15 protein-coding genes and 2 pseudogenes are annotated in these 16,067 nt (G+C 63.8%); 14 read left to right on the plus strand and 3 right to left on the minus strand.

The features are described 5' to 3' along the window. Window positions 1-115 precede the first annotated feature (115 nt). The 9 genes from O7A60_RS09470 to O7A60_RS09510 all read left to right on the plus strand — a co-directional run bounded on the left by O7A60_RS09470 (window position 116) and on the right by O7A60_RS09510 (window position 7,982). Window positions 116-784 (plus strand): response regulator transcription factor, encoded by a 669-nt coding sequence (locus O7A60_RS09470; RefSeq protein ID WP_015315897.1) that lies wholly within the window; start codon window positions 116-118, stop codon window positions 782-784. Window positions 785-863: 79 nt separating this feature from the next. Further along, window positions 864-2,123: a flagellar hook protein FlgE gene (locus tag O7A60_RS09475; protein WP_337106005.1), complete on the plus strand. Its 1,260-nt coding sequence runs from the start codon at window positions 864-866 to the stop codon at window positions 2,121-2,123. A gap of 27 nt (window positions 2,124-2,150) precedes the next feature. Beyond that, complete coding sequence (gene flgK, locus O7A60_RS09480) at window positions 2,151-3,602, plus strand: flagellar hook-associated protein FlgK (protein WP_337106006.1); 1,452 nt, start codon at window positions 2,151-2,153, stop codon at window positions 3,600-3,602. A gap of 3 nt (window positions 3,603-3,605) precedes the next feature. Then, on the plus strand, window positions 3,606-4,649 hold the full coding sequence (locus O7A60_RS09485) for a flagellar hook-associated family protein (RefSeq protein ID WP_337106007.1): 1,044 nt from the start codon (window positions 3,606-3,608) through the stop codon (window positions 4,647-4,649). A gap of 32 nt (window positions 4,650-4,681) precedes the next feature. Next, window positions 4,682-5,029 carry a flagellar biosynthesis regulator FlaF gene (flaF, locus tag O7A60_RS09490; RefSeq protein ID WP_140504160.1) on the plus strand — a complete coding sequence of 116 codons (348 nt, stop codon included), beginning with the start codon at window positions 4,682-4,684 and terminating at the stop codon, window positions 5,027-5,029. After that, window positions 5,026-5,469 (plus strand): flagellar biosynthesis repressor FlbT, encoded by a 444-nt coding sequence (gene flbT / locus O7A60_RS09495; protein ID WP_337106008.1) that lies wholly within the window; start codon window positions 5,026-5,028, stop codon window positions 5,467-5,469. The genes flaF and flbT overlap by 4 nt, the downstream gene beginning before the upstream one ends. Further along, window positions 5,469-5,876, plus strand: a complete 408-nt coding sequence (flgD, locus tag O7A60_RS09500) for a flagellar hook assembly protein FlgD (RefSeq protein ID WP_337106009.1) — start codon at window positions 5,469-5,471, stop codon at window positions 5,874-5,876. The genes flbT and flgD overlap by 1 nt, the downstream gene beginning before the upstream one ends. 13 nt (window positions 5,877-5,889) lie before the next feature. After that, window positions 5,890-6,156, plus strand: coding sequence for a flagellar biosynthesis protein FliQ (gene fliQ / locus O7A60_RS09505; protein WP_013893193.1), 267 nt, complete (start codon window positions 5,890-5,892; stop codon window positions 6,154-6,156). 182 nt (window positions 6,157-6,338) lie between these two features. Beyond that, window positions 6,339-7,982, plus strand: a complete 1,644-nt coding sequence (locus O7A60_RS09510; protein ID WP_337106010.1) for an MFS transporter — start codon at window positions 6,339-6,341, stop codon at window positions 7,980-7,982. 23 nt (window positions 7,983-8,005) lie between these two features. Here O7A60_RS09510 and O7A60_RS09515 read toward each other — a convergent pair whose 3' ends face one another. Next, window positions 8,006-9,787 carry a chloride channel protein gene (locus tag O7A60_RS09515; RefSeq protein WP_337106011.1) on the minus strand — a complete coding sequence of 594 codons (1,782 nt, stop codon included), beginning with the start codon at window positions 9,785-9,787 and terminating at the stop codon, window positions 8,006-8,008. A gap of 400 nt (window positions 9,788-10,187) precedes the next feature. Between O7A60_RS09515 and O7A60_RS09520 the strand changes: the two genes are divergently transcribed. Next, window positions 10,188-10,415 carry a hypothetical protein gene (locus O7A60_RS09520; protein WP_337106012.1) on the plus strand — a complete coding sequence of 76 codons (228 nt, stop codon included), beginning with the start codon at window positions 10,188-10,190 and terminating at the stop codon, window positions 10,413-10,415. A gap of 41 nt (window positions 10,416-10,456) precedes the next feature. Here the strand turns inward: O7A60_RS09520 and O7A60_RS09525 are convergent. Further along, window positions 10,457-10,757, minus strand: a pseudogene (locus O7A60_RS09525) (putative quinol monooxygenase). A 115-nt stretch (window positions 10,758-10,872) separates the two neighbouring features. On the opposite strand from O7A60_RS09525, the gene flhA reads away from it, so the two are divergent. From flhA to O7A60_RS09540, 3 genes are read left to right on the plus strand one after another with little or no spacing between them, the layout of a single operon-like run. Continuing rightward, the gene (gene flhA / locus O7A60_RS09530; RefSeq protein WP_337106013.1) at window positions 10,873-12,960 is read left to right on the plus strand and encodes a flagellar biosynthesis protein FlhA; all 2,088 of its coding nucleotides are present in this window, start codon (window positions 10,873-10,875) and stop codon (window positions 12,958-12,960) included. Continuing rightward, on the plus strand, window positions 12,957-13,709 hold the full coding sequence (gene fliR / locus O7A60_RS09535; protein ID WP_337106014.1) for a flagellar biosynthetic protein FliR: 753 nt from the start codon (window positions 12,957-12,959) through the stop codon (window positions 13,707-13,709). Before flhA ends, fliR begins: the two co-directional genes overlap by 4 nt. 1 nt (window position 13,710) lies before the next feature. Further along, window positions 13,711-14,094 (plus strand): hypothetical protein, encoded by a 384-nt coding sequence (locus O7A60_RS09540; protein ID WP_337106015.1) that lies wholly within the window; start codon window positions 13,711-13,713, stop codon window positions 14,092-14,094. Between the two features lie 110 nt (window positions 14,095-14,204). On the opposite strand, the gene O7A60_RS09545 is transcribed toward O7A60_RS09540, so the two are convergent. Continuing rightward, complete coding sequence (locus O7A60_RS09545) at window positions 14,205-15,098, minus strand: LysR family transcriptional regulator (protein ID WP_337106016.1); 894 nt, start codon at window positions 15,096-15,098, stop codon at window positions 14,205-14,207. Between the two features lie 154 nt (window positions 15,099-15,252). Here O7A60_RS09545 and O7A60_RS09550 point away from each other — a divergent pair. Further along, window positions 15,253-15,904 (plus strand): annotated as a pseudogene (locus O7A60_RS09550) (hydrolase). Window positions 15,905-16,067: the final 163 nt, after the last annotated feature.

The raw sequence follows: 16,067 nt of genomic DNA on the forward strand, positions 1-16,067 counted from the left end.
CTCCGATTCCAGACTCCCAAGAAACTAGTTACAAGAAATGACGGTTGTTCAGGATTCTCGCCAGCGGATACGCCTTTCCCCACGGGGCAAATGTGCTGATTCGGAGGCGGGGCCGATGATCGTTATCGTTGACGAGCGAGAGCTCGTGACAGAGGGCTATAATTCACTTTTCGATCGCGAGGGGATCGCCTGCGCCGGTTTCGCGCCGGGCGAATTCGGCGAGTGGGTCAACTCGGCCGCCGACACCGATCTGCGATCGGTCCGGGCCTTCCTGATCGGCGACTGTCGCGACGGCGCGATCTCGCCGCGCCAGATCCGCGACCGCACCGGAGCTCCGGTCATTGCGCTCAGCGAGCAACATTCGCTGGAAAACACGCTGCGGTTGTTCGAGAGCGGCGTCGACGACGTCATCCGCAAGCCGGTGCACATCCGCGAAATCCTGGCCCGCATCACCGCCATCCGCCGACGCGCCAGCGAGGACGTCGCCTATACCGAGATCGGCGCCATGCGCATCTTCATGGACGGCCGTGATCCCGAGATCGACGGCCAGCCGCTGCCCTTGCCACGCCGCGAGCGCCGCATCCTGGAATATCTGGCGAGCAATCGGGGCCGCCGCGTCACCAAGACCCAGGTGTTCAACGCCATCTACGGCATTTTCGACGAAGAGGTCGAGGAGAACGTGGTGGAAAGCCACATCAGCAAACTGCGCAAGAAACTGCGCGAGAAGCTGGGCACCGATCCGATCGATTCCAAGCGCTTCCTCGGCTACCGGCTGGTGTTCTGATGCGGCACCGCGCCAGCCTCGCGCAAGACAGGAGGCGTAGCCTCCAAGCCAGTGGCAAGGATATTGCGGAGACATCTCGATGAGCCTCTACGGAATGATGCGGACTGGCGTTTCCGGCATGAACGCCCAGGCAAATCGCCTGTCGACGACGGCCGACAACATCGCCAACTCCGACACCACCGGCTACAAGCGGTCCTCGGCCGAATTTTCGACGCTGATCATGCCGTCGACCGGGGGCGCCTATAATTCCGGCGGCGTCACCACCACGATCCGCCAGGCGGTCAGCGATCCGGGTGTACTTCAATACACGACCTCGGTCTCCGATCTTGCCGTCAGCGGCGATGGCTTCTTTGTCGTCCAGGACCCGAGCGGCACGCCCTTCCTGACCCGCGCCGGCGCCTTCGTTCCCGATGCACAGGGCCGGCTGGTCAATGCTGCCGGTTTCCAGCTGATGGCCTACAGTTACGCCAATGGCACGCCGGCAGCGACCGTGAACGGCTTCGAAGGTCTCGAGCCGGTTGTCATCTCCGACCAGGGACTGACCGCGACGCCGAGCACCCAGGGCAATTTCAGTGGCAATCTGCCGGCAGGTGCGACACCGGTCGCCGCCGGCAACCTGCCCACCACCAACACCGCAGGCGCGCAGTACACCTCGAAATCGTCGATGGTCGCCTATGACAATCTCGGCAACAAGAAGCTGCTCGACGTCTATTTCACCAACACCGGCGCCGGCACCTGGCAGGTGGCGGTCTTCGACCAATCGAAGGCGACGGCCGGAACTGGCTTCCCCTACGCTGGCGGCGGTGCACTGGGCTCGGCCAACCTGACCTTCGATACCACCACGGGCAAACTCACCGGCACGCCCACCAACGTTTCATTCACGGTGCCGGGCGGCGCGAGCCTCAATCTCGACCTTTCGAAGCTGACCCAGCTCGGCACCGGCTTCACCGTCTCCGACGCCCAGGTCAACGGCAATGCGCCGAGCACCATCGACAAGGTGCAGATCAGCAAGGACGGCACCATCTACGCCCAGTACAAGGACGGCACCTCCAAGCCGCTCTACAAGATTCCGCTGGCCGACGTGCAGAGCCCCGACCAGCTCAAGGCGCTGCCTGGCAATGTCTACGCGCAAGGCACCGACTCCGGTGCGGTCCGTGTCGGCTTTGCCAATGAAGGCAAGGCCGGTTCGATCATTTCGGGCGCGCTCGAAAATTCCAACGTCGATATCGCGGAGGAATTGACCGACATGATCGCGGCACAGCGCAGTTACACCGCCAATTCCAAAGTCTTCCAGACCGGTTCCGATCTGATGGACGTCCTCGTCAACCTGAAGAGATAAACCGGGCTCCGCCCGTGAAAGACCAGCATGTCGCTTTCCTCCGCACTGAGCATCGCCCAATCGGCGCTTCTGGCCACCTCGCGGCAGACAAGCGTCGTCACGCGCAACGTGGCAGACGCCGACAATCCGAACTATTCGCGCCGGATCGCGCTCGTCACCAGCACGACGCCCGGCGCGCGTTCGGTTGATGTTCAGCGTGCGGCCAACGACCTGCTGTTTCGCCAGAACCTCGGCGCTTTGTCCGCCTACGCCGGCCAGAACGCGCTCTACAGCGGCATGGATCAGCTCGACGTTTCAGTGAATGGCGTCGACAACGCCTCCTCACCTTCGAGCGCCATCGCCAATCTCCAGCAGGCGCTGCAGCTATACGCCACCTCGCCGTCCAACCAGAATCTTGGCTCGAGCGTCATCGACGCGGCCAAACAGGTCGTGCGGTCCCTGAATGAAGGCTCCAAGGCCATTCAGGATTTTCGTACCCAGACCGACGGCCAGATCGATACCGCCGTCAAAGATCTCAACTCGCTGCTCAACCAGTTCCAGGATGCCAACACGGCGGTCATGTCCGGAACCCGTTCCGGTACCGACGTTTCAGATGCGCTCGACCAACGCGACGCATTGTTGAAGAAGATCGCCAATTACATTCCGGTATCGACCTTCACGCGTGGCGACAATGACATGGTCATCACCACGGGCGACGGCACGACATTGTTCGAGACGATCCCACGCACCGTCAGCTTCGCCCCATCTTCGGGCTATGCTGCGGGTGCGGCTGGCAACACCGTCTATATCGATAATGTGCCGGTCTCGGCGGGCAGCGGCGGCAACACCACCGCCAGCGGCACGATTGCCGGCATGCTGCAATTGCGCGACGGCGTCGCCTCGACCATGCAGAGCCAACTCGACGAAACCGCGCGCGGCCTGATCACCGCCTTTGCCGAAACCGCACCGTCGATGCCCAACGCGGCGGGCCTGTTCACCTGGTCGGGCGCACCAGCGGTACCAGCCGCGGGCACGCTCGTCGATGGCCTTGCTGGAACGATCAAGATCAATGCCGCGATGGATCCCAGCACCGGAGGCAACCCGACATTGCTGCGCGACGGCGGCGCCAACGGCGCCGCTTACGTCGCCAACACTGGCGGAGCTTCATACTCCAACCTTCTGGTCGCCTATGGCGACCAGCTCGACAAGCCGATGACGTTCGATTCCTCGGCCGGGATTTCGGCAACCTCCAGCGTTGCCGACTACGCCGCCAATTCGATCGGCTGGTTGCAGGGCGTTCGTCAGCAGGCTTCGACCGCTGCCGACGCCAAGGAAGCCCTGGCACAGCGCAGTGCCGATGCCTTGTCCAACGCAACCGGCGTCAATGTCGATCAAGAGATGTCGCTGATGCTCGATCTCGAGCATACTTATCAGGCATCCGCCCGGATGATGAAGACCGTCGACGACATGATGACGGCCCTGTTGAACGCGGTGGGATAAGCCATGACCTTTGTCTCCTCTGCTGCCCTCACGAATGCCATGCGCTATCAGCAGATGCGCATGCAGGCCGATCTCGTCAAAGCCACGAAGGAGTCCTCAACCGGCAAGGTCGCCGATGTCGGTCTGGCACTTGGTGGGCGCACCGCCCAGTCCGTCACCTTTTCGCGCGACCTCGACCGGCTCAACGTCATTGTCGATTCCAACGGACTGGTGGCCGCCCGGCTCTCATCGACCCAGACCTCGCTCGGCCAGCTCTCCAACGTCGCGCAGACTTTCCTGTCCAGCCTGACCACCGCATCGTCGGGCGACAACTCGGACAGCCTGACCCAATCGACCGGCCAGACAACTATCCAGCAGCTTACGTCGATCCTCAACACCAGCGTCAACGGCGAATATCTGTTCGCTGGCACCAACACCGACGTCAAGCCCATCAACGATTTCACGGCCCCCGGTTCTCCCGCCAAGGCTGCCTTCGACGCCTCCTTCGTCGCCAAATTCGGCTTCACGCCCAATGACCCGGCCGCAGCCAACATCACCGCGGCCCAAATGGACGATTTCATCACCAACGATGTCACGCCGCAGTTCCTCGGCGCGGGCTGGCAGACCAACATGTCGAATGCCACCGACCAGCAGATCGTCAGCCGCATCGCGCTCAACGAAACCACCGAGACCTCGACCGGCGCCAACAGCGACGGCATCAGGAAGCTCGCCATGGCGGCGGCCTTGGTCTCCAGCCTGATGTCCACCAATATCAGCCGGGCGGCAAAGGACAGCATCGTCGACCACTCGCAGCTGCTGGTTGGCGAAGCGCTGAGCGGCATCGCGCAGGTTCAATCCCAGACCGGCATCGTCCAGAAGCGCGTCTCCGACGCCAGCGACCGTATGAAGACGCAGATCGACCTGTTCGAACGGCACATTCTGGATCTCGAAGCAGTCGATCCGGCCGCAGCCGCGACCCGCGTCGCCGACCTGACGCAGCATATCGAGACGTCTTTCGCTCTGACGGCGCGCCTGCAGCAGCTCAGCCTGTTGAATTACCTGACCTGAAAGCACTCTGAACCGGAACGGTAGAGCCAACGATGTACCAATTCTCCTACGCCGACGTCCAAAGCACCTCCGTCACGGACGCCAAGGACCGTGAGCGCGAGCTGCTGACCCGCTCGATCGACATGCTGTCGGCTGCGGCGGTGGCCGGCCAGGATTCGATGGAGGCTGTGGAGGCACTGAATTTCACCAACCGCGTCTGGACTGTCTTCGTCGAAGACCTTGGCTCCAGCGACAATGCGCTCCCCAAGGAATTGCGCGCCAACCTGATTTCCATCGGCCTGTGGCTGCTGCGCGAGGCCGAGGACATCCGCCAGGGCCGCACCGACAATTTCGAGGGGCTGATCGAAGTGTCCCAGATCATCCGCGACGGCATTCAATGACGAACACGCTGAAGATATCGCTGAAGCCCAATGAGAAGATCTACATCAACGGCGCGGTCCTCCGCGTCGACCGCAAGGTCACCGTCGAGCTGATGAACGACGTGCAGTTCCTGCTCGAGAGCCATGTGATCCAGGCCGACGAGGCGTCGACGCCATTGCGGCAGCTCTATTTCATCGTGCAGGTCATGCTGATGAACCCCGCTGGTGCCGATGAAGCACGCGAGATGTTCCGCCGCTCGCTGCCGCTGCTCATTGCAAGTTTCGAAGACGCCGAGATCGGCAACGCGCTGAAACAGGTCGACCGCATGGTCGGCGAGGATCACATCTACGAGGCCTTGAAGGCGATCCGTTCGCTTTATCCTCTCGAACGCCGCGCGCTTGGCGGCAATGACGACGTTCCGGGTGCCGCGCGCCCGCTGGCCGTGGGGGCACGATACTGATGACCGTGGACATGACGACGACGATACCGGCTGGCGCCAACCAGACCACCAAGTCGACCTCGAAGACAGCGGTCGACTATCAGTCCTTCCTGAAGCTTCTGATCGCGGAGATGAAGAACCAGGATCCGACCAAGCCGATGGATTCGACGGCGTACGTCGCCCAGCTCGCCACCTTCTCCCAGGTCGAGCAATCGGTACAGAGCAACACCAAGCTCGACCAGATCATGCAGTCCTCGGCGCTGTCGCAGGCCGACGCTATTATCGGCCGCTCGATCACGTCGGCCGACGGCAAGACCACCGGAATAGTGGCTTCGGTGACGCTCGCCGGCAGCGGACTGATCGCAGTGCTGCAGGACGGCACCCAGGTCGCCGTCGGCGCGGGCGTGTCGATCAAGCCGGCGAGCTAGGCCAACCGCCGACATGAACGAAGCCGACGCTCTCGACATCGTCCAGTACGCGGTTTGGACGGTGCTGACGGCATCCGCGCCGGTGGTGCTGGTCGCAATGGCCGTCGGCATCGGCATCGCCTTGATCCAGGCGTTGACACAGGTCCAGGAAATCACCTTGACCTTCGTGCCCAAGATCGTCGCCATCATGCTGGTGGTGGCGCTTACGGGCCCCTTCATCGGCGGGCAGATATCGGCCTTCACCAATGTCATCTTCGAGCGCATCCAGAACGGTTTCTGAGCGATTCCAGAAAGGGTGCTCGGCGCCTTCCGGCACGAGCGTGTGGCCCTTCGCTATCCCCTTGTTGGACCATGATCTTCCCCGCAAGGCATTCGCCCTTTGCCGTGATGCCATAGTTTCGGCAAATCATGCGGGGAAACGGATCACCGCAAGGATCGGCATGCCGTGGCAGGAACCCGCCCATGATTGACGAAAAGCCGGATAGCGAAAGCGTCTCGGCGCTGGCGCCGTTCCGGCACGGCATCTTCCGCGCCGTCTGGGGCGCAAGTCTCGTCTCCAATTTCGGCGGCTTGATCCAGGGCGTCGGCGCCGCCTGGATGATGACCACCATCGCCACCTCGCCCTATCAGGTCGCCCTGGTCCAGGCCTCGACCACCTTGCCGATCATGCTGTTCGCGCTTGTCGCGGGCGCCATCGCCGACAGCTTCGACCGCCGCAAGGTGATGCTGATCGCCCAGACCTTCATGCTGGTCATTTCGGTGCTTCTGACCGTATTCACCTATCTGGACCTGATCACGCCGTGGACGCTGCTGGCCTTCACCTTCCTGATCGACAGCGGCACGGCGCTCAACAGCCCGTCATGGCAGGCCTCCGTCGGCGACATCGTTCCGCGCAACAAGGTGCCTGCCGCCGTGGCGTTGAATTCCATGGGCTTCAACCTGACCCGCAGTGTCGGCCCCGCGATCGGCGGCATCATCGTCGCGGCCGCCGGTGCGGCCGCCGCCTTCGCGGCGAACGCGGTGAGCTATGTCGGCCTCATCGTCGTGCTGGCACGCTGGAAGCCGGATCTACCGGTCTCGACCCTGCCGCGCGAGTCATTGGGGGCCGCAATGGGCGCCGGCCTGCGTTACGTCGCCATGTCGCCCAACATCGGCAAGGTGCTGGTCAGGGGCGCGGCCTTTGGCTTCAGCGCCGGCGCGGTGCTGGCGCTGCTGCCGCTGGTGGCGCGCGACGTCGTCAAGGGCGACGCGCTGACCTACGGCATCATGCTGGGCGCCTTCGGCATCGGCGCCGTCGGCGGCGCGCTGATCAGCGTGCGGCTTCGGCAGATGCTCTCCAGCGAGACGATGGTGCGCTGTGCCTTCGCCGGCTTCGCTGCCTGCGCCTTCAACGCCGCCATCAGCCAGCATGCCTGGCAGACCTCGCTCGGCCTGCTGGTCGGCGGTGCCTGCTGGGTGATTGCGCTCTCGCATTTCAACGTTACCGTGCAGATGGCGACGCCGCGCTGGGTGGTCGGCCGGGTTCTGTCGGTCTACCAGACCGCCACCTTCGGCGGCATCGCGTTAGGCAGCTGGATCTGGGGTGTGGTCGCCGACGCGCATGGCGCCGAGACGGCGCTGATCGCCGCGGCCATCGCCATGCTGGCCGGCGGTGCCATCGGTCTCGTGCTGCCGCTACCACAACAGCAGGTGCTCAACCTGGACCCGCTCAACCGCTTCAAGGAGCCGCACCTCGCCCTCGACCTGAAGCCGCGCAGCGGTCCGATCGCCATCATGATCGAATATGTGATCCGGCGCGAGGACGAGGCGGAATTCCTCGCCACCATGGCCGAGCGCGGCCGCATCCGCCGCCGTGACGGCGCCCGAAACTGGACGCTGGCGCGCGATCTCGAAAATCCCTCGATCTGGATCGAGCATTACCACACGCCGACCTGGCTCGAATATGTCAGGCACAATGGTCGCATCACCCATGCCGACGCCATGGTCGGCGAACGCTTGCGGGCGCTGCACTCAGGCGACGAGCCGCCGCGCGTGCGCCGCGTCATCGAGCGTCCGACAACCGCCGGCACGGCGCTGGTGCCGGCCAAGGGACCGATCGAGCACTGACGAGTTCGGAGACCGCGGGCTCCTTACCCTTCCCCCGACAGGTCCCGGCGCGCCTTTTCGAGTTCCTCGGCATAGCGCCGCATCAAATGGCCCTCGGTCAGAAGCCCGAGCACGATGTGGTCGGCGAAGTCCTCGACCACGGCCAGTTCCTCGGCGCCGGCGCGCTGGAAGGTCTCGGCGGCGGCCTGCACGTTCATGCTGGGCACCAGGACGGCATCCTTGTACTGGGCAAGATCGCGCACCGGCACCTCGCCTCCGGAGGGATCGCTGTGCAGTTCGGCCACGATCAGCACGCCGACATACTCGTCCCCCGGGTCGACGGCGATCACGCGCTGGGCCGAACCCAGCAGGAATTCCTTGCGAAAGGCGGCCAGGGTCGTCGAGGCGTCGATGGTCTTGATGTCCTTGCGCATCATCGAGCCGACGGTCAGGCTGCGCATCCAGCCGACATCGTGGGCGCTGCGGATCGTCTCGCCGCGCAGGTGGAAGCGCCAGGTCGAGAACGAGTAGCCGAAGGTCTCACGCACCAGGATCGCCGCCATGATCGAGGCGGCCAGCACCACGCCGGTGAGCGTCAGGTCACGGGTCGATTCCAGCGCCAGGAAGGTCATGGTCAGCGGGCCGCCGACGACACCGACGGCGAGCGACGTCATGCCGACGACGGCCGCGACGGAAGGGTCGATGCCGGTCGCCGGCGAGACGAGCGCCATGACACTGGCGAACGACTTGCCGAGCAGCGCCCCAAGGAACAGCGAGGCGAAGAACAGTCCGCCGCGAAAGCCCGAGCCCAGCGAGATGGCCGACGCCGCCAGCTTCAGCACGAAGACGCTGGCCACCACCGCCAGCCCGTAATTCATGGCGAACTCGCGATGCAGCGCGCCGTGGCCGCTGGACAGGACCTGCGGCGTGATCAGGCCGAGGAGGCCGACCAGGACACCGCCGATGACGGGGCGCAGCGAGGCATCGACGGACAGCCTGTTGAACCCGCGCTCGATCAGCGTCACCAGATGCATGATGGCGATCGAGGCCGCGCCGCCAAGCAGGCCGAGCAACAGGAATGGCACATATTGGCTGGCGGTGAGTTGCGGCAACCCTGAAAGCTCGAGCGGAAACGGTACGCCGCCGAACACTTCCGCTGTCAGCGACGCCGAGATCGCGGCGGTCAAGACAGGCGCGACATTGGCGACCGAGTAGATGCCGATGACCAGCTCGAAACCGTAGAAGGCGCCGGTCAGCGGTGCATCGAAGGCGGCTGATATGGCGCCGGCGGCGCCGCAGCCGACGAGGATGCGGACATCGTTGCGGCGCAAGCGGAAGGCACGCGCCAGCCGCGAGGCGACCCCTGAGCCGATCTGCGTATAGCCGGCCTCCAGGCCGACCGAAGCGCCGAAGCCGCTGGAAATCATCGTCTGCACGACGATGATGAAGGTGTCGGTGAGCGACATGCGCCCGCCATAGAGCGCGTTGGCCTCGATCGGGTCGACCGGCGTGCGGAATTTCCGAAGCCTCAGCCAGACCACCGATATTCCAAGCAGGATGCCGCCGATCGCGGGGATCAGCGCCTGCATCGGATTGGCGAGCGAGAACATGCCGGACAGGCGTCCGCCGGGCTGGACGCCAAACAGCAGCCCGTGCAGGTCCTGCACGATCTGGCTCATCGCGGTGACCAGTATGCCCGCCATGACGCCGACAACGCCCGCCAGGATGACCACGGCGATGCCGCGCGCCTCCAGGAGAGGGACTGACCTCAGAAGCACCGCGCGCAGCCGGCGGGCGTAGACTTGGGGTTGGTTTCTGGAAAGCACCGGGACGGCTCGCCGATATCAAAGGCAACGGAAGACCCGCCTGATACGCCGGGCGGCACGTCGTGACAACCACAATGCCGACATCAAAGGCGCCAATATGGCCGCGATGCCGCCTGACCCGGCCTTTCCCGCCCTGGGCATGGAAAGCCACCGGCGCGGTGGTCAATCCGGGATCGTCAGCGGGCCGCAATCGTCGTAGGCAATAAAGGTCGCCAGCAGTTCGGCCGGCTCGGTGGTGCTGGCATTCTCGGCGACGAGATGGATCGCTCGCAAACGGGCCTGATTGCTGATCGTGTCGATGTCTCCGGGCGGATTGGTTCAGGCGGGCAAGCGGAAATCGGCGCGCCAACCGAGTTCCTCGGCCGCCTTTCGCGTCGAGGCGGCCTCATTGGGGTCGGCAATGTTGAAGATGCCGGGCACGCCCTTGTCCAGCGCAAGCCGCACGCTGTTCCATGGCCGCATCCATCATATCGAGCTCAGCGCCAGCGGACAGGCCCTGCTGCGGCGATGCCGGAACCGTGTGCATGCGATCGAGAGCGAACTGACCGCCGGCCTGTCGGCGCCGGAGGAACGAGCCGTCAGGCGGTGGCTGGTCGGCGTTGCCACCGCAGACACGGCCGAGACCTGATTGCTTGCTGGCGGCCGGCAAGGGTCCGGGCGCCGGACCGCTCAGGTCGGCATGGCTTCGCCGGCCTCGTAGAGCATGAGATTGCGCTCGCCGATGCCGAGGCCCGGCCAACTCGCGCGCCAGTCGGCGATATGCGGCGAGCGGAAATGCGCATCGAGTGCCGGCCTGTCGCGCCATGCCTCGGCGACCCGGATCAAGCCGGGATCAAGCACATCCTGCGCATAGGAATATTCAAGGCAGCCGTCCTCGGCGCGGCTGGCGCGAACCATGCGTTCCATTACCGGCCTAGCCTTCGTCGAGCCTGTTGGGCGGCAGGCGGATCGTACCGATGATCAGCAGCATGGATTGTCCTTCGCGAGAGAGTCGATCCGGCCACTCTCCCACCCTCGCGCAAGCTTGGCCAGCTACCCTCGCCGGGCTGTCGCATGCTCGGCAGCCCTGTGGTTCGAGGACGAGAATGGCGATCAGCGAAAGCATCCAGCCCGGCGTGGCGGCCAAGAACGGCCGCGACGTCTTCTTCGCGCTCGGCATCGTCATCATCCTGGCCGTGCTGTTCCTGCCGATCCCGGCCTTTCTCATCGACATCGGGCTGGCTTTCTCGATCGCGCTTTCGGTGCTGATCCTGATGGTAGCGCTGTGGATCCAGCGGCCGTTGGATTTCTCCTCGTTCCCGACCGTGCTGCTCATCGCCACCATGCTGCGCCTGTCGCTCAACATCGCCACCACGCGCATGATCCTGTCGCATGGCAATGAGGGCACGCACGCCGCCGGCTATGTCATCGCCGGCTTCTCCAAGCTGGTCATGGCCAGCGACTTCGTCATCGGCCTCATCGTCTTCATGATCCTGATCGTGGTGAACTTCATCGTCATCACCAAGGGCGCCACCCGTATCGCCGAGGTCGGCGCGCGCTTCACCCTCGACGCCATCCCCGGCAAGCAGATGTCGATCGACGCCGACCTCTCCGCCGGCATGATCGACGACAAGACCGCGCAGCTGCGCCGCCGCGAACTGGAAGAAGAATCCTCCTTCTTCGGCTCGATGGACGGCGCCTCGAAATTCGTGCGCGGCGACGCCATCGCCGGCCTCATCATCACCGCCATCAACATCGTCGGCGGCATCGCCATCGGCTACATCAGGCACGGCATGGGCATGGGCGAGGCCGCCGACGTGTTCATCAAGCTGTCTGTCGGCGACGGTCTCGTCACCCAGATTCCGGCGCTGATCGTCTCGCTGGCCGCCGGCCTGCTGGTCTCCAAGGGCGGCACGCGCGGCTCGACCAACCAGGCCGTGTTCGGCCAGCTCGGTGCCCATCCGCGCGCGCTCTACGTGGCGGCCGCACTGCTGGTGCTGCTCGGCCTGATGCCCGGCCTGCCACTGTTCCCGTTCTTCGCGCTGGCCGCCGGCATGGCCGGCCTCGGCTATGTCATTCCGATGCGCCACAACCGGGCCGTCGCCGAGGCCGAGGCGCTGAAAAGCCAGGAGAAGGCGACCAAGGCCGAGGAAGAAAAGAATTCGGTCAAGGCCTCGCTCGCCACCGCAGAGATCGAGCTCCTGATCGGCAAGCAGCTTTCGACCCGGCTCCTGGTCTCGCATCAGGAACTGGTCTTCCGCATGTCCAAGATGCGCAAGAAATTCGCCCAGCAATACGGCTTCGTCGTGCCGGAAGTCCGCGTCGCCGACGACTTCGCCATCCCGCCGAAAAGTTATCAGATCAAGGTGCACGGCACCGTGGTCGCCGAATATTCGATGCGCGTCGGCGAGATCATGGTGCTGCTCGGCAACCGCGACATCCCCGAAATCCCCGGCGAGGAGATCCGCGAGCCCGCCTTCGGCATGCGCGCCTATTCCGTCATGGAGACCTTCGCCGAGGATCTGAAGCGCGAGAACTTCACCTTCGCCGACAACATGTCGGTGCTGCTCACCCATCTCTCGGAAGTCATCCGCAACAACCTGCCGCAGCTCCTCTCCTACAAGGACATGAAGGCGCTGCTCGAACGCCAGGATCAGGAATACCGCAAGCTCGCCGACGAGATCTGCACCACCCACATCTCCTATCCCGGCCTGCAGGCCGTGCTGAAGCTTTTGCTTGCCGAACGCGTCTCGATCCGCAATCTGCATCTCATCATCGAGGCCATCGCCGAGATCGCGCCGCATGTGCGCCGCACCGAGCAGATCGTCGAGCATGTACGCATTCGCATGGCCCAGCAGATCTGCGGCGACCTCTCGGAAGGCGGCGTGCTCAAGGTGCTGCGCCTCGGCAACCGCTGGGACCTCGCCTTCCACCAGAGCCTCAAGCGCGACGCCAAGGGCGAGGTGCGCGAGTTCGACATCGATCCTCGCCAGCTCGAGGAGTTCGGCCAGGACGCCACCAAGGCGATCAAGAAACATCTGGAAGCCGGCGAGCGTTTCGTCCTCGTCACCGCGCCCGACGCGCGCCCTTATGTGCGCATGATCATCGAGCGCCTGTTCACCACGCTGCCGGTGCTCTCCCACGTCGAAATCGCCAAGGGCGTCGAGATCAGGGTGCTCGGGACCATATCGTGAGCGTTCTCTCGCAGGCCGTCCTCATCGCGGCGTTTCTCGCTTTCTGCCGCATCGGCGCCTGCTTCATGCTGATGCCGGGCCTGTCCAGCGCCCGCGTTCCGGTGCAGGTCAGGCTGTTCGTCGCGGTCGCCGCCACCGGCGGCCTGCTCGCCTTCCTGTGGGACAAGATCTTTCCCTTCGCCGATCCGCGCCCGCAGGTCCTGGTGCCGATGATCATCTCGGAGCTGCTGGTCGGCGGGCTGATCGGCGCCATGACCAGGCTCTACATGGAAGCGCTTCGCTTCATGGGCTCGGCCATCGCCATGCTGATCGGCTATGGCGGCTCCGGCGGACCGGCGATCGAGGAGCCGGAACCGCAGGCAGCCCTTGCCGCCATCATTTCGTTCTCGGCGCTGCTGATGCTGTTCGTCTTCGACTTCGACCACGAGATCGTCCGTGCCTTGGTGACGTCCTACACGGTCGCGCCGGTCAACGTCTTCTTCAACCCGCAGGCCGCACTGGTCGACATCACCGACACCGTGTCGGACACGTTCTTCCTGGTCATCCGCCTCGGCAGCCCCTTCGTCGCCTATGCCATTCTCGTCAATCTGACGATCGGCTTCGTCAACAAGCTGACCCCGCAGATCCCGATCTATTTCATCTCCCAGCCCTTCGTTATCGCAGGCGGCATGCTGATCTTCTATTTCGCCATCGGCACCATGCTGTCGCTGTTCGTCGACGGCTTCGTCGACCTCACACTGGCAAGGTGACATGAGCACGCGCAAGGACCGCTTGAGGAAACTGGTCAAGGTGCAGGAACAGCTGAAAGCCTTGCACGAAAGCCGCCACGCCGCCTTCGTCGCCGCGGCAAACGCCGCCGAGACCGAAGCCCGCGAATTGATCGGCCATTTCGACCAGGACAATTCCCTCTCCAGCCTGTTCCCCGATCTCTACCATCGCCGCATCGCCCAGGCCGTCGTGCGCCAGGAGGAAAGCCTGGAAAACGCGAGGCAGGAAGCCGGCCTCATCGCCGCGGCAAGCGCCCGCACCAACATCGTCGAGCGCGCCTACAAGGACGTGCGCAACCGCGACGAACGCGAGAGATCAGACCGCGAGCGCCTGGACCTGATCGCGCAGAAGCGGGGACAGGAATAGTGCCGAGCTTTTGGCGACCGGGAGGCATGGCGCTGGTCGACCGATTGCCCACAAACACGTGTCTCCTGTCCCAGGGAGCGCTCCAGCGCAATGCTTCGCCCCGTTCGTGTTTAACGGTCGACACCCCAAACGTCCGGATTTCGTGCGAAGTACTCGATCAGCATTTCGATGAGGACCCGGACTTTTCGCGCGGGGTGCCGACCTGGCGGTCGGACGACATAAGCGCCTGCCGAAGGTGGGGGATAGCGTGTCATCACCGGAACGAGCGCGCCGGAGGCCACATATTCGTATGTGATGCAATCGGGGAGCCAGGCGATGCCGACTCCTGCCGCGGCGGCAGCGGCAAGCGCCGTGGCGTTGTCGGCCTTGAACCTGCCCTGCGGCTGAACCGTGACAATCCTGCTGCCATCCATGAACTGCCAGGCTTCCGTTCCCTGCATGAGTGCCTGATGAGTGACAAGCTCATCTGGCGTCTGAGGTGAACCGTGCGCTTTGATATAATCCGAGCTTGCGACAAGCTTTCCATAGATCGGCCCGATGCGCTTCGCGATCAAGTTGGAGTCCTGAAGGTACCCGACCCGGATCGCGCAATCGAAACCCTCCGCGACAAGGTCGACGAAGCGATCACTGTAGGAGGTATGGATCTGGAGCTGAGGGTGCTGATGCGCCATTTCCGCAAGCACGGGAGCGAAGTGGGTCGGGCCAAAAGAAAGCGGCATGGCAACCCTCAGGCGACCGCGCAGATCACCGGTTGGGAGGATCGTTTCCCTGGCTGTGTCGATCTCGGCGCTGGCCCGGGCCGCATGATCCCTGAACGTGATTCCCGCTTCTGTAAGCGCGGCGCCCCGGGTCGTTCGTGCAAGAAGCTGGACGCCAAGCTCCGCTTCAACCCGAGCGAGCCGCCGACTGACGATTGACTTGGAAACGCCGAGCCGACGCGCGGCTGCCGATACGCCCCCTGCATCGGCCACTACGACGAATGTCTGCAAATCCTCGATGTCCAACTTGGCGTTCCTGATTTCGCGACACAGCTTGCCTGACTATGGCACTACCGCATCACCGAGCGGAACAGCAAATTGCGTCCAGGCAACGTCGCCCGCTGGCGCATGTCTCCCGTGAACCCATAGCCGTCGATGGCGGCAGAGAAAGGAAGTCTTGATGACCCCTCGCAACGGTCTTGATTCGCTTCTTCGTCCTGAAGACTCGGTCCTCGTTCTGATCGATCACCAACCTTATCAACTCGCAAACCTGAACAGCCACGATCCGCACATGGTGGTCAACAACACGACCGCGCTGGCGAAGCTAGCAAAAGCCTTCAATGTTCCGACCACTCTCACCAGCGTGATCGCGGTGCGCGGTGGACTGCTTTTTAAGCAGATCACCGACGTATTTCCGGACCAGGAAGTCATCGATCGCACCTGGGTGAACACCTGGCAGGACAAGAATGTGGTGAACGTCGTTAAGGCGACCGGCCGCAAGCAGCTGATCATCGCCGGCCTTTGGACCGAGGTCTGCGTCGCAATGCCTGTGATCCAGGCCGCCGGCGAAGGCTGGGACGTGACTGTGATCACCGACGCGTCGGGCGGGATTTCGAAGGAGTCTCACGAAGTTGCCATCCAGCGAATGATCGCAGCCGGCGCGAACGTGATGACCGTGATGGCGCTCGCTGGCGAATGGCAACGCGATTGGGCACGCACCGAGCATGTCGAGGAGCTGACCGAGATTCTCATCCAGCACTTCGGCGGCAGCGGCATCGCGTATTTGGGAGCAGCAGCTTCTCAACACGCCTGTGCCGAGCACGGTGCGCTGATTTTGGGTGGGGGTGACGAAAGTCTTGAGCGATCCGCTCCGAACAAGCTGATTGCTTATCGACCAGCGTCATCCCCTCGCAAAGGAGCAACAACGACTGGATATCATGTTCTGCTTCTGGCACTCGGCAGACCCGATTCCCGCCCCTGCGCCTCCTCGCAAGC

The organism is Mesorhizobium salmacidum (SeqCode) (assembly GCF_037179605.1).
In the GTDB taxonomy this organism is placed as follows: Bacteria; Pseudomonadota; Alphaproteobacteria; order Rhizobiales; family Rhizobiaceae; genus Mesorhizobium; species Mesorhizobium salmacidum.